The following is a 15094-nucleotide window of genomic DNA, read 5'->3' on the forward strand; positions in this document are numbered from 1 at the left end:
GCAGTGTGACAGTCAACATTTTCGTTACTGATGAACCGCTATCGCGAGCAGGCTCACTCCTACAGGGGATCGCGGTGAATCAGAGAAATTACAGGCACAAAAAAACGGCCCGCCTCCTATAGGAAACGGGCCGTTTTCCGGTGAGCCTCAGCTCAGAACAATCACTTGTTCAAGTGGAAATCTTTTTCCGCCGCGTCGAAGCGCTGCACCATGCCTCTGGTCGGCTCGCCCATCTTGCTGACGATGTAGATGGCCAGGCTGGCGAAGATGAAGCCCGGGATGATTTCGTACAGACCCAGCAGTTCGAAATGCTTCCAGACCACCACGGTGATCGCGCCGACCAGAATACCGGCCAGTGCGCCGTCGCGAGTCATGCCTTTCCAGATAACCGAGATCAGCACAACCGGACCGAACGCAGCACCGAAACCGGCCCAAGCGTAGGACACCAGACCCAGTACGCGGTTTTCCGGGTTGGCCGCCAAGGCGATCGCGATCAGTGCCACCAACAGCACCATGGCGCGGCCGACCCAGACCAGCTCAACCTGGGAGGCGGATTTGCGCAGGAAGGCTTTATAGAAATCTTCAGTCAGGGCGCTCGAGCACACCAGTAACTGGCAGCTCAGGGTGCTCATGACGGCAGCCAGAATCGCCGACAGCAGGACACCGGCCACCCACGGATTGAAGAGGATCTTCGCCAGTTCGATGAACACGCGCTCAGGGTTCTCGGTCACGGGACCGGCCACTTCCGGGTGTGCCGAGAAATACGCGATACCGAAGAAGCCCACCGCCACGGTGCCACCCAGGCACAGGATCATCCAGGTCATGGAGATGCGACGCGCCTTAGCGATCGATTTCACCGAATCCGCCGCCATGAAACGCGCGAGGATGTGCGGCTGACCGAAGTAGCCCAGACCCCAGCCCATCAGCGAGATGATGCCGATGAAAGTGGTGCCTTTGAGCATGTCGAAGTTGCTTGGATCTTGCGCTTCGATGGCCAGGAACGTGGTGTCGACACCACCGGTGGCCAGCAGCACGATGATTGGCGTAAGGATCAGCGCGAAAATCATCAGGGTGGCTTGTACGGTGTCGGTCCAGCTCACTGCCAGGAAACCGCCGATAAAGGTGTAGGCAATTGTCGCCGCAGCACCGGCCCACAGCGCGGTCTCGTAGGACATGCCGAAGGTGCTTTCGAACAGACGGGCACCGGCCACAATGCCGGAAGCGCAGTAGATGGTGAAGAACACCAGAATCACGATCGCCGAGATGATCCGCAGCAGGCCGCTTTTGTCTTCAAAACGGCTGGCGAAGTAGTCCGGCAGGGTCAGGGCGTCGCCGTTGTGCTCGGTCTGCACGCGCAGACGGCCGGCAACGAACAGCCAGTTGAGGTAGGCACCGATGACCAGACCGATGGCGATCCAGCTTTCAGACAGACCGGACATATAGATGGCGCCCGGCAGGCCCATCAACAACCAGCCGCTCATATCGGAAGCACCGGCCGACAGTGCGGTGACGACGCTACCGAGGCTTCGACCGCCGAGGATATAGTCAGAAAGGTTGTTGGTGGAGCGATAGGCCATCAAGCCAATCAGCACCATTGCTGCGATGTAGATCACGAACGTGATCAGGGTTGGATTGCTTACGCTCATTGAGTTACGCCCTGGCTTTGTTTTTATGTAGCGGCGGTAGTGAACCGCTCGCAAACGACGACGTTTGGCAGACGATCCGGGATCCCGCGCATTTAGGACTGATGTTTCCCCAGGAAAGCCATCAGCCGGTACACCGGGTTATTCCCGGTTGCACCTAGGGCGCGAATGCTATGCAACAAATCAAATAAGGTGCAACCAGTTTCGTGAGAATAAGTTGCACCCAGTCGGATTTATCGACAATCACCCCGTTTTTGCTCCCTTTTGTGGCAGTCATGGCCCTTTGCTAGAAGCAAAAGCACCAAGCAGGAGCAGCACTTTCGTACCAGAAAATAATTCCTGACGAGTTGCCTATTATTCCGACAAAAAAAGGGTTGCACCCGGTTGCACCTCTTTCGGCGCACGGCTAATCTTGCCGCCAGCTGATGCCACGCAACTGTGGCAACCATGAGGATAAAAATATGGCTACCACCACCCTTGGGGTCAAACTCGATGACCCGACCCGCGAACGCCTGAAGGCCGCCGCAACCTCGATTGATCGCACGCCGCACTGGCTGATCAAGCAGGCAATTTTCAATTACCTGGAAAAACTCGAGGGTGGTGCAACCCTGACCGAGCTGAACGGTTTGACCGCCAAGGACGCCGATGAGGCGGGCGAAGTGCACACCGATCACGCCCACCAGTGCTTCCTTGAATTCGCCGAAAGCATCCTGCCGCAATCCGTACTGCGTGCTTCGATCACTGCCGCTTACCGTCGCCCTGAGCCGGAAGTGGTGCCGATGCTGATCGAGCAGGCTCGCCTGCCAGCGCCGATGGCAGAAGCCACCAACAAACTCGCCGCTTCCATCGCGGAAAAACTGCGTAACCAGAAAAGTGCCGGCGGTCGTGCAGGCATTGTTCAGGGTCTGCTGCAGGAATTTTCCCTGTCGTCCCAGGAAGGCGTAGCGCTGATGTGTCTGGCCGAAGCGCTGCTGCGTATCCCGGACAAAGGCACTCGCGACGCACTGATCCGCGACAAGATCAGCACCGGCAACTGGCATCCGCATTTGGGCAACAGCCCGTCGCTGTTCGTCAACGCCGCCACTTGGGGCCTGCTGTTGACCGGCAAACTGGTGTCCACCCACAACGAAGCTGGCCTGACGTCGTCCTTGAGCCGCATCATCGGCAAGAGCGGCGAGCCGATGATCCGCAAGGGCGTCGACATGGCCATGCGCCTGATGGGCGAGCAGTTCGTCACCGGCGAAACCATCGCCGAAGCCTTGGCCAACGCGAGCAAGTTCGAAGCCAAGGGCTTCCGTTATTCCTACGACATGCTCGGTGAAGCGGCCCTCACCGAACACGACGCGCAGAAGTACCTGGCGTCGTACGAACAAGCCATTCACTCGATCGGCAAAGCGTCCCACGGCCGTGGGATTTATGAAGGCCCGGGCATCTCCATCAAGTTGTCGGCACTGCACCCGCGTTACAGCCGTGCACAGTACGAGCGTGTGATGGACGAGCTGTACCCGCGCCTGCTGTCGCTGACCTTGCTGGCCAAGCAATACGACATCGGCCTGAACATCGACGCCGAAGAAGCCGACCGTCTCGAACTGTCGCTGGATCTGCTTGAGCGCCTGTGCTTCGAGCCGCAACTGACCGGCTGGAACGGCATCGGTTTCGTCATCCAGGCTTACCAGAAGCGTTGCCCGTACGTGATCGACTACGTGATCGATCTGGCCCGTCGCAGCCGTCATCGCCTGATGATCCGCCTGGTAAAAGGCGCGTACTGGGACAGCGAAATCAAGCGCGCCCAGGTCGAAGGCCTGGAAGGCTATCCGGTCTACACCCGCAAGGTGTACACCGACGTTTCCTACATCGCTTGCGCACGCAAACTGCTGTCGGTGCCGGAAGTCATCTACCCGCAGTTCGCCACGCACAACGCCCACACCCTGTCGGCCATTTATCACATTGCCGGTCAGAACTATTACCCGGGCCAGTACGAATTCCAATGCCTGCATGGCATGGGCGAACCGCTCTACGAACAAGTTGTAGGCAAGGTTTCCGAAGGCAAGCTGAACCGTCCGTGCCGCGTGTACGCTCCGGTCGGTACTCACGAAACCCTTCTGGCGTACCTCGTACGTCGCTTGCTGGAAAACGGCGCGAACACCTCGTTCGTCAACCGCATCGCCGACCAGTCGATTTCGATTCAGGAACTGGTGGCCGATCCGGTGGCGCAGATCGAGCAGATGGCGACCGTGGAAGGTGGTTTCGGCCTGCCGCACCCGCGCATTCCGCTGCCGCGTGATCTGTATGGTGCCGAGCGTGCCAACTCCAGCGGCATCGACATGGCCAACGAACATCGTCTGGCCTCATTGTCCTGCGCCTTGCTCGCCACTGCGCACAATGACTGGAAAGCCGCGCCGATGCTCGGTTGCGCTTCCAGCAACGAAACGCCGGCAGCGGTTCTGAACCCGGCTGATCACCGTGATGTGGTCGGTCATGTTCAAGAAGCCACGGTTGAAGACGTCGACAACGCCATCCAATGCGCACTGAACGCCGCACCGATCTGGCAGGCTACCCCGCCGGCCGAACGTGCGGCGATTCTGGAACGTGCCGCTGACTTGATGGAAGGCGAGATTCAGCCACTGATGGGCCTGTTGGCTCGTGAAGCCGGCAAGACCTACGCCAACGCCATCGCCGAAGTCCGCGAAGCGGTCGACTTCCTGCGTTATTACGCGGTGCAGGCTCGCAACGATTTCAGTAATGACGCCCACCGCCCACTGGGTCCGGTGGTGTGCATCAGCCCGTGGAACTTCCCGCTGGCAATCTTCAGCGGCCAGGTCGCTGCTGCACTGGCTGCCGGTAACCCGGTACTGGCCAAACCGGCCGAACAAACCCCACTGGTGGCGGCTCAGGCTGTTCGCCTGATGCTTGAGGCCGGCATCCCGGAAGGCGTGCTGCAACTGCTGCCGGGTCGCGGTGAAACCGTCGGCGCCGGTCTGGTCGGCGATGAGCGCGTCAAAGGCGTGATGTTCACCGGTTCCACCGAAGTCGCGCGCCTGCTGCAACGCAACATTGCCGGTCGCCTCGACAACCAGGGCCGTCCGATTCCGCTGATCGCCGAAACCGGTGGCCAGAACGCGATGATCGTCGACTCCTCGGCTCTGACCGAACAAGTCGTGATCGACGTAGTTTCGTCGGCCTTCGACAGCGCCGGTCAGCGTTGCTCGGCGCTGCGCGTACTGTGCCTGCAGGAAGATTCCGCCGATCGCGTCATCGAGATGCTCAAAGGTGCCATGGCGGAAAGCCGTCTCGGCAACCCAGAGCGCCTGTCCGTGGACATCGGCCCGGTGATCGACGCCGAAGCCAAGGCGGGCATCGACAAGCACATCCAGGGCATGCGCGACAAAGGTCGCAACGTCTACCAAGTGGCGATTGCCGACACCGAAGAAGTCAAACGCGGCACCTTCGTCATGCCGACCCTGATCGAACTGGAAAGCTTCGACGAACTGCAACGCGAGATCTTCGGCCCGGTGCTGCACGTGGTTCGCTACAAGCGCAAAGAGATCGATCAACTGATCGGCCAGATCAACGCTTCCGGTTATGGCCTGACGCTGGGCGTGCACACGCGCATCGACGAGACCATCGCCAAGGTGATCGACAACGTCAACGCCGGTAACGTCTACGTCAACCGCAACATCGTTGGCGCTGTGGTCGGCGTGCAGCCATTCGGCGGCGAAGGCTTGTCGGGTACCGGTCCGAAAGCCGGTGGCCCGCTGTACTTGTACCGCTTGCTGTCGACGCGCCCTACTGATGCCATCGAACAATCCTTCGCTCGCGGTGATGCTGCCGTGGCACCGGACGTTCGTCTGCGCGACGCCATGAGCAAACCGCTGACCGCGCTGAAAGCCTGGGCCGACAGCAACAAGTTTGCCGACCTGAGCACTCTATGCGTGCAGTACGCTGCGCAATCGCAGAGCGGCATCACCCGCGTGCTGGCCGGCCCGACCGGTGAGAAAAACAGCTACGCGATCCTGCCGCGTGAGCACGTGTTGTGCCTGGCCGAGGTTGAAGGTGATTTGCTGACGCAACTGGCGGCGGTGCTGGCGGTAGGCGGTTCGGCGGTATGGCCGGAGTCCGACATCAGCAAGGCCTTGTTCGCACGCCTGCCGAAGGAGATTCAGGCGCGGATCAAGCTGGTTGCCGACTGGAATAAAGACGACGTGGTGTTTGATGCGGTTCTGCATCACGGCCATTCCGACCAGTTGCGCGGCGTTTGCCAGCAGATTGCCAAGCGTGCCGGTGCGATCGTTGGGGTTCAGGGCTTGTCCCAGGGCGAGACCAACATTGCGCTCGAGCGCCTGGTGATTGAGCGGGCGTTGAGTGTTAACACCGCTGCGGCGGGGGGTAATGCCAGCTTGATGACTATCGGCTAAACCGGTCTAAATCCAGGCGACCGCAATAGTCGCCTGGAATGCAATTCCTTGTAGGAGTGAGCCTGCTCGCGATAGCGATCTATCAGACACATTTATTTGACTGACAGACCGCTATCGCGAGCAGGCTCACTCCTACATTTGATTAGTGTCGCCCTCACCTCTGCATCACTCTCATCAATCATCCTATCCAGCCTCTATTCCCCCACCTTAGACTCGGCCCAACCCCAACTTCAGGTAGGCCGCCATGTCCGAGACGCTGCTCAGTTCCCGCAATCTGGCTTTCGAGCTGTATGAAGTCCTTGATGCCGAGGGCCTGACCCGGCGTGAGCGCTTTGCCGAGCACAATCGCGAAACCTTCGACGCCGCCATTGGCACCGCGCGCAATATTGCCGAGAAGTACTTCGCACCGCACAACCGCAAGGGCGACGAGAACGAGCCGCGCTACGAGGACGGTAAGGCGATTCTGATTCCTGAAGTGAAACCGGCTGTGGATGCTTTCCTCGAAGCCGGATTCCTCAATGCCGCGCGCAGCTTCGACGCTGGCGGCATGCAACTGCCGACGCTGCTGTCCCAAGCCTGCTTCGCCCATTTTCAGTCGGCCAACGCTGCGTCGACTTCGTACCCGTTCCTGACCATGGGCGCGGCGAACCTGATCGAGAGCTTTGGCACTGAGGAGCAGAAACAACGCTTCCTGCAGCCCATGATCGATGGTCGCTTCTTCGGCACCATGGCGCTGACCGAACCGCATGCAGGTTCATCGCTGTCGGATATTCGTACGCGCGCCGAGCCGGCGTCCGACGGCACTTATCGCCTGAAGGGCAACAAAATCTTCATCTCCGGCGGCGATCACCCGCTCTCGGAAAACATCGTGCACATGGTCCTGGCCAAACTGCCGGACGCACCTGCGGGCGTTAAAGGCATTTCGCTGTTTATCGTACCGAAGTTTCTGGTTAACGATGACGGCAGCCTCGGCCCACGCAATGACGTGCTGCTGGCCGGGCTGTTCCACAAGATGGGCTGGCGCGGCACCACCTCCACGGCGCTGAACTTCGGCGATAACGGTGAGTGCGTCGGTTATCTGGTCGGTGAGCCGCATCGCGGTTTGAGCTACATGTTCCAGATGATGAACGAGGCGCGGATCGGCGTCGGCATGGGCGCAGTGATGCTCGGTTATGCCGGTTATCTGTATTCGCTGGAGTACGCCCGCGAACGCCCGCAAGGCCGGGTGCCGGACAGCAAGGATCCGACCACAGCGCCGGTGGCGATCATTCAGCACGCCGATGTACGACGCATGCTGTTGACGCAAAAGTCCTACGTTGAAGGTGCATTTGACCTCGGCTTGTATGCCGCACGCTTATTCGACGACACCACCACGCTTGAATCTGAAACCGAGCGCAAACAGGCGCATGAGTTGCTGGATCTGCTGACGCCGATCGTCAAATCCTGGCCGTCGGAGTTCTGCTTGAAGGCAAATGAACTGGCGATCCAGATCCTTGGTGGCCACGGTTATACCCGCGAGTATCCGGTAGAGCAGTATTACCGCGACAACCGCTTGAATCCGATTCACGAAGGCACCCACGGCATTCAGTCGCTGGACTTGCTCGGGCGTAAATTGGCGCAGAACGGTGGCGCTGGACTGAAGCAATTGATTCGACTGATCGCCACCACCGCTGAACGCGCTACAGCATACGAATCACTGACCGCACTGCGTGAGCCTTTAGAGAAACTTGTAGCTCGCCTGCAAACGGTGACCATCGGCCTGCTGACCGATCTGGCACAGGGCAAGGTCAATAGCAGTCTGGCGAATTCGGCGCTGTACCTGAAGGTGTTCGGCCACACGGTGATTGGCTGGCGCTGGCTGGAGCAGGCGATTCGAGCCGAGGAAGGGCTGGCCAAAGGGAATGCAGCGGATGCCGACTTCTATAAGGGCAAGTTGCAGGCGGCGCGGTATTTCCTGACGTGGGAAGTACCGGGCTGCCACCATGAGCTGGCGTTGCTGGAAGCGCGGGATGATACGTGCCTGGCGATGCAGGATGCGTGGTTCTGAAGCGCAACCCTCACCCCAGCCCTCCCGAAACGTCGGACCGCCCAGAGGGAGAGGGGGCCGACCGAGGTGTCTGGCGCTATACATCGGCCTGAAAAACCGTGTCGATTATGGATTCGGTAAAGCACTTTCAGGTCGGCGTACTTCTCAAGCATCCCACATTCAGTCCCCTCTCCCTCCGGGAGAGGGCTAGGGTGAGGGGCTTTTCTGGTTTAACACTCAGCTGAGTTTGAACCCACCCATCTGCCGCGCCAGATCGTCCGCCAACCTCTGCAACATCTGACAATCCTCACGACACGCCCGAACCTCCCCAGCCGTCGCCCGCGCCAAATCAGAAATCCCCTGCACGTTACGATTGATCTCTTCCGTCACCGCCGACTGCTCTTCCGTCGCCGTCGCCACTTGATGGTTCATGTCACTGATGCGCTCGACCTGACCAGTAATCGCGGTCAACGATGCCCCGGTGCGCTGACTCGATTCAACGCCAGTCCCGGTCGCGGCCTGACCGGTGCGCATCGACGACACGGCGTTTTCCGCGCCCTGCTTGAGGCTGCCGATCATCTGCTGAATTTCATCGGTAGATGCCTGAGTGCGGCGCGCCAAAGTGCGTACTTCATCAGCGACTACTGCAAAGCCGCGCCCCATATCACCGGCGCGCGCCGCCTCGATGGCGGCATTAAGTGCCAGCAGGTTGGTCTGCTCGGAAACTCCGCGAATCACCGCCAGCACCGAATCAATCGACGCCACTTGATGCGCCAGCTCGCCGACCGCACCCGCCGCTACGCCAATCTCATCGGACATGCTTTCAATATGCTTGATCGAGCCGCCGACCACTTCCCGCGCCTGCATCGCTTCATCTCGCGCGGTTTGCGAGGCCAACGCAGCATTACCAGCGTTCTGCGCAATCTCCTGCACGGTCAGGCCCATCTCGTGAACCGCAGTTGCGACCATGTCGGTCATTTCCTGCTGACGGCCGGAACGTTCAGCGGTGTTCTCGACGACTTTCGCCACTTGCCCCACAGCAGTGCGCAAACGCTCGCTGGTGGTCAGTACCTCAGCGATCATCCCGCGCTGACTGTCGAGGAAACGATTGAAGCCCCGGGCAAGGTCACCCAACTCATCAGCACGACTGGAATCTAACCGTTGGGTCAAATCTCCACCGCCGCTACCAATCGCTACCAGCGCCGCTGTTACCTGGCGGATCGGCCGCACCAGACCTTGCGCCAGCCACACCACCAAGGCCAGGCACACCAGCGCCACCGCAAGGCCGATGCCGCCGCTCATCCACATGGCTTTGCGCGCCTCGGCATAGATCTGCGATTGCGGCACTTCGGCCACCAAGGTCCAGCCCAGATCACGCAGAGGCAGGCTGAAGGCGAGAAAGTCTTCGTTGTCTCTTTTGAAGCTGCTGCTGACAGCGTTTTTTTGACCCATGACGGACTGCGCCGCATTGGCGCCAATCTGCTCGCTCAAGGTGCGTTTGCCGCTGAACTGCGCCTCCGGATGCACCTGGATCAAACCGTCGGAACGCACCAGATAGACCTTGCCGCGCTCACCAAAGCTGAAGTTGTGAATCAGCTCCGACAGCTCTTTCATACTCAAACCGAGCCCGGCCACACCGACCACCTTACCGGCCTGCTCGACCTTCAAATCGATAAACAGCGCCAATTCTCCGGTCGCACCGTCGTTGTCGATATTGAGGGTGCGCGGCTGGTTGCTGTCGAGGAAGGAATAGAACCAGGCATCGGCCGGTTTGGCACGACTGAGGGTGCGGTCCAGGCCTTTTTCGGTGATGTAGTGATTGGATTCGGTGCCGATGATCAAAGCAGTGAAGGCTTTATGTTCGGCGCGGATGCCTTCCAGATACTGCGCGAAGCCCGCTGTTTTGCTGCTGTCTTCGCCCGAGGCGAGCCAGTCGCGCACCATCGTGTTGCTGGCAATATCCTTGGCCGCCGTCAGCGGTTGCACAAGGATGCGTTCGATATCGTTGCGCGTCGCTTCAATGCTCGACGGCAGGGCTTGTTCGACCAGATAGCTCTGGGCGAGGCGGTTGACCACCAGGGTATAAATGCCAACCACGATCAGGATGCTGACCAGCAGGGCGGTGCCCATGCTGAGAATCAGCTGCCATTGAATACTGCGTCGCCACAACTGCATGGAGCACCCCCAAAGAATAAGTGGCCGAAACAATGCAACAGCCGTGCCGATTGTATACAACCAAGTCGACAATCTATTCTTTGGTTGTGCGCACCTCCATCAACCCTGATTGATGGTCTTGGCGATGGTGTCGACCGTGGCGCTGACTTGCTCTTGGTAACGGTCGAGTTCTTCTTTGTGCTGCTTCTTCATTTCAATCTGCTGCGAGCACAGATTCATCGCCGCCAGCACCAGCAAACGGTCACCGATCAATGTCGGGTATTTGCGCTTGGTGTCATCCAGCGCTGCCTTGAGCATCATGGCCGCGTCCAGCAGGGTCTGTTCTTCCCCGGCCGGTGCCTTGATCGAATAGTCCTCCCCGAGAATGGAGACGACTTTTACCCCTGCTGTATGGTGGTTCATGCGCTGACAGGACCTGCGTTGACGCGATCAACCAGGGCTTGAATGCGTGCAGCGGTGGCGCCGTGCTTTTCTTCCTGCTCCATCAGGTTCAGTTGCAGGCTTTCGTTTTCATCCTTGGCCTGAGCCAGTTCCGTGGACAGGGTCTGGTTGGTTTGCGCGAGGGTCTGGTTCTGTTGCACCAGGTCGCTGACGAGCTGTTCCAATTGGCTGAGGGATGCTTCCAACATTTTGATCTTCCAAGCGTTTTTCAAAGGGCGCGTACGATAAAGAAAAGTCATCACGGATGCCAGGGTTAAACCGGCGCAAAGCCTTGATTTTCCTGGTGGCCGACCGTTCTCGCGAGTTTTAAAGACTGTGATCTGCCGATCTGGTTCCTGCACTTCGTCGCCCAGGCCCTTCTGCGACAAATACGCACAGTGCCTCAAGACTTTAGTCGCATGACCGATAAGTCATCCATACAGCAGTCTCAGCCCGCATGGATGCGGCCCTCTCTTGGTATCCGCCCCATGTCCCTTCGCAATATGAATATCGCCCCACGGGCGTTTACCGGCTTTGCCCTGATCGGCGGCCTGATGCTGATTCTGGGCGTGTTCGCCCTGAACCAGATGAGCAAAATCCGCTCAGCGGGCGAGGACATCGCGACGGCCAGCGTGCCGTCGATCAAGGCCCTCGATGAATTCACTCAACTGACGCTGCGCCTGCGAGTGCTGTCGTATCGGTTGCTGATCAACCGCGAACCGGACGTGCAGCAAAAAACCATCGAGCTGTTCGACATGCGCAACCGCCAGATCACCGAGGCGCAGCGTGCCTACGAGCCGCTGATTTCAAGCCCCGACGAACGTACGGCGTACGATCAGTACGTACAACTGCTGGCGCAATACCGTCAGCTCGAAGAACGCATGAAAACCCTGTCGCGCAACAACCAGATCGACGAATTGCGGCAGATGCTCAACAGCGATCTGCTGAGCAACTCTGAAGCGGTAAACACCGCCCTGGCGCGCTTGCTGGAGATCAACACCCAGCAAATCGCCGAGACCGATCAAGGCGCCAAAGATCAGTATTCGATGTCGTTCGATCTGGTGGTCACCCTGCTGGTGATCGCCAGCGGCTTGACCCTGCTGTTCGCCTGGCTGCTGACCGTCAGCATCACCAAGCCGATTTCCAAAGCACTGGACGCTGCGGAAACCATCGCCGAAGGCAACCTGACCCAGCCGATCCACGTTGACGGTGAAGACGAGGCAGGACGTCTGCTGGCAGCGATGGCGAAGATGCAATCGAAACTGCGTGACACCCTGCAACGCATTTCCGGCTCGGCCACTCAGTTGGCTTCAGCGGCTGAAGAGTTGAACAGCGTCACCGACGAAAGCGCGCGCGGCCTGACCCAGCAGAACAACGAGATCGAACAAGCGGCCACTGCGGTCAACGAAATGACCAGCGCCGTAGAAGAAGTCGCCCGCAATGCGGTGAGCACCTCCGAAGCCTCGAAGAACGCCACCACTTCGGCTGGCGACGGTCGTGACCTGGTCCAGGAAACGGTCAGCGCGATTGAACGCATGAGTGCCGATGTACAGAGCACTGCCAGCCTGATCGGCGATCTGGCCAATGAATCCCGTGACATCGGCAAGGTGCTCGACGTGATTCGTGGCTTGGCCGACCAAACCAATCTGCTGGCACTGAACGCGGCGATTGAAGCGGCGCGTGCCGGTGAAGCCGGGCGTGGTTTTGCCGTGGTAGCGGATGAAGTGCGTGCCCTGGCGCACCGTACTCAGCAGTCGACCAGCGAAATCGAGCGGATGATCGGCAGCATTCAGAGCGGCACCGAACACGCCGTGGATTCGATGCGTAACAGCACCGAGCGTGCCGAGTCGACGCTGAACATTGCCCGTGGTGCCGGCATGTCGCTGGACACCATCAACACCGCCATCGTCGAGATCAACGAGCGCAACCTGGTGATCGCCAGCGCCGCCGAAGAGCAGGCACAAGTGGCGCGGGAAGTGGATCGTAATCTGGTGAATATTCGTGATCTGTCGGTGCAATCGGCGACAGGCGCGAATCAGACCAGTGCGGCGAGCAATGAGCTGTCGCGGTTGGCGCTGGACCTGAACAACATGGTTGGGCGGTTTAGCCTGTAAATTTTGAGATCAAGATCAAAAGCCCCTCACCCCAGCCCTCTCCCAGAGGGAGAGGGGGAAAGGGAGCAGATCTTCATGCCTTTCAAAACCTGCGCTCGACTCGGAATTTCAGGTCGGTGCAACTTGAACAAACACCGCGCTCGGTCCCCCTCTCACCCCGGGAGAGGGGGAAAGGGAGCAGATCTTCATGCTTTTCAAAACCTGCGCTCGACTCGGAATTTCAGGTCGGTGCAACTTGAACAAACACCGCGCTCGGTCCCCCTCTCACCCCGGGAGAGGGGAAAGGGGGCAGATCTTCGTGTTTTCAAAACCTGAGTTCGACTCAGGATTTTCAGGTCGATGTACCTTGCACAAACACTGCGATCAGTCCCCTCTCCCTCCGGGAGAGGGCTAGGGTGAGGGCAGCAACCGACAGTCGAACCCAAACCTCGAATCCCCCAGCGCAAAAACCTTTTTGACAGCATCACATTTCAACAGGTTAGAATCGCTGGCACGCAGACTGCATGGTCAGTTTGTGCCCGTCTTTACGCTTCTGGAGTACTGCCTTTGAATGCGACGACCATCAACAGCCTGTTCTTGATCGGCGCGTTGCTGGTAGGTGCAAGCATTCTCGTCAGCTCACTCTCTTCCCGCCTCGGCATCCCGATTCTGGTCATTATTCTTGCGGTCGGCATGGCCGCCGGGGTTGATGGCGGCGGGATCATCTTCGATAACTACCCCACGGCCTATCTGGTCGGCAACCTCGCCCTGGCGGTGATCCTCCTCGACGGTGGTTTGCGCACGCGGGTGTCGAGTTTCCGCGTGGCGTTATGGCCGGCGTTGTCGCTGGCCACGGTCGGGGTGTTGATCACCACCGGGCTGACCGGCATGGCCGCCGCGTGGCTGTTCGATCTCAATCTGATTCAAGGCCTGCTGATCGGTGCCATCGTTGGCTCGACCGACGCCGCAGCGGTGTTCTCGCTGCTCGGCGGCAAAGGCCTGAACGAGCGGGTGACCGCCAGTCTGGAAATCGAATCCGGCAGCAACGACCCGATGGCGGTGTTTCTCACCGTGACCCTGATCGACATGCTCGCCAGCGGCCAGACCGGTTTGCACTGGAGCCTGCTGACCCACCTGATCCGCGAGTTCGGCATCGGTGGCGTGATCGGTCTCGGTGGCGGTTGGTTGATGTTGCAACTGGTCAACCGGATCAATCTGGCGGCGGGCCTGTATCCGATTCTGGTGATCGCTGGCGGTCTGGTGGTATTCGCCCTGACCAACGCCCTGCATGGCAGCGGCTTCCTCGCGGTTTATTTGTGCGGGCTGGTGATCGGCAACCGTCCGGTGCGCAGCCGTCACGGCATTCTGCATATGCTCGACGGCATGGCGTGGCTGGCGCAGATCGGTATGTTCCTGGTGCTGGGGCTGCTGGTGACGCCGCATGATTTGCTGCCGATCGCCCTGCCCGCTCTCGGTCTGGCGCTGTGGATGATTCTGTTTGCGCGACCGCTGTCGGTGATGGTCGGCCTGCTGCCGTTCAAAGCGTTCCATGGGCGTGAAAAAGCCTTTATTTCCTGGGTTGGCCTGCGCGGCGCGGTGCCGATCATTCTCGCGGTGTTCCCGCTGATGGCCGGGCTGCCGAATGCGCAGCTGTACTTCAACCTCGCCTTCTTCATCGTGCTGGTGTCACTGCTGGTGCAAGGTACGAGCCTGCCGTGGGTCGCCAAGCTGTTGAAGGTGACCGTGCCGCCAGAGCCGGCGCCGATTTCCCGCGCAGCGCTGGAAGTCCACGTCACCAGCGAGTGGGAGCTGTTCGTGTACAAGCTGGGCGCGGAGAAATGGTGCATCGGTTCGCCCCTGCGCGAACTGAAAATGCCCGAAGGTACACGTATCGCTGCGCTGTTTCGTGGCCAGCAACTGCTCCATCCGTCGGGTAGTACAGTGCTGGAAGTCGATGATTTACTGTGCGTTATCGGCCATGAACACAACCTTGGCGCCCTCGGAAAACTGTTCAGCCAGGCGCCGCAACGCGGCCTCGATCTGCGTTTCTTCGGCGATTTCGTACTCGAAGGAGACGCCCAGCTTAAAGCGGTTGCAGCGCTGTATGGCCTGCCGGCCGAGGGCATCGATCCGGACATGACCCTGGGCGCGTTCATTGCCCACAAGGTCGGTGGTGCACCGATCGTTGGTGACCAAGTGGAGTGGAACAACACTCACTGGACGGTTGCGGTCATGGACGGGAACAAGATCGGCAAAGTGGGCGTCAGATTCCCCGAAGGAAGTCGCCCGGGCCCCGGGCTCTTCCTCTAAACTGCGTCCACT

General features: G+C 59.5%; 7 protein-coding genes and 2 pseudogenes. 5 read left to right on the top strand and 4 right to left on the bottom strand.

From position 1 onward, the window contains the following. Nucleotides 1-161: 161 nt before the first annotated feature. Nucleotides 162-1646, bottom strand: a complete 1485-nt coding sequence (gene putP, locus AC0ZWN_RS21900; protein ID WP_093430114.1) for a sodium/proline symporter PutP — start codon at nt 1644-1646, stop codon at nt 162-164. Nucleotides 1647-2104: 458 nt separating this feature from the next. Between putP and putA the strand changes: the two genes are divergently transcribed. Further along, nucleotides 2105-6058, top strand: coding sequence for a trifunctional transcriptional regulator/proline dehydrogenase/L-glutamate gamma-semialdehyde dehydrogenase (gene putA / locus AC0ZWN_RS21905; protein WP_476336470.1), 3954 nt, complete (start codon nt 2105-2107; stop codon nt 6056-6058). A gap of 244 nt (nt 6059-6302) precedes the next feature. Beyond that, a complete protein-coding gene (locus tag AC0ZWN_RS21910; RefSeq protein WP_414927371.1) occupies nt 6303-8105 on the top strand; it encodes an acyl-CoA dehydrogenase in 1803 nt (600 codons plus the stop codon). Nucleotides 8106-8321: 216 nt separating this feature from the next. Here AC0ZWN_RS21910 and AC0ZWN_RS21915 read toward each other — a convergent pair whose 3' ends face one another. The 3 genes from AC0ZWN_RS21915 to AC0ZWN_RS21925 all read right to left on the bottom strand — a co-directional run bounded on the left by AC0ZWN_RS21915 (nt 8322) and on the right by AC0ZWN_RS21925 (nt 10888). Next, nucleotides 8322-10259 carry a methyl-accepting chemotaxis protein gene (locus AC0ZWN_RS21915; protein WP_476336471.1) on the bottom strand — a complete coding sequence of 646 codons (1938 nt, stop codon included), beginning with the start codon at nt 10257-10259 and terminating at the stop codon, nt 8322-8324. A gap of 99 nt (nt 10260-10358) precedes the next feature. Next, the gene (locus AC0ZWN_RS21920) at nt 10359-10661 is read right to left on the bottom strand and encodes a cell division protein ZapA (RefSeq protein WP_064117128.1); all 303 of its coding nucleotides are present in this window, start codon (nt 10659-10661) and stop codon (nt 10359-10361) included. Continuing rightward, nucleotides 10658-10888, bottom strand: a complete 231-nt coding sequence (locus AC0ZWN_RS21925) for a hypothetical protein (protein WP_007909525.1) — start codon at nt 10886-10888, stop codon at nt 10658-10660. Before AC0ZWN_RS21925 ends, AC0ZWN_RS21920 begins: the two co-directional genes overlap by 4 nt. Before the next feature lie 345 nt (nt 10889-11233). Between AC0ZWN_RS21925 and AC0ZWN_RS21930 the strand changes: the two are divergent. From AC0ZWN_RS21930 to AC0ZWN_RS21940, 3 genes and pseudogenes are all read left to right on the top strand, one after another. Further along, nucleotides 11234-11890, top strand: a pseudogene (locus AC0ZWN_RS21930) (MCP four helix bundle domain-containing protein); the annotation flags it as partial. Between the two features lie 303 nt (nt 11891-12193). Further along, nucleotides 12194-12793 (top strand): annotated as a pseudogene (locus AC0ZWN_RS21935) (methyl-accepting chemotaxis protein); the annotation flags it as partial. 546 nt (nt 12794-13339) lie between these two features. Then, entirely contained in the window at nt 13340-15082 is a 1743-nt protein-coding gene (locus AC0ZWN_RS21940) for a potassium/proton antiporter (RefSeq protein ID WP_007909521.1), read from the top strand. The last annotated feature ends 12 nt before the right edge of the window (nt 15083-15094 follow it).

This window comes from Pseudomonas sp. 3B-A001-10F, assembly GCF_056313565.1.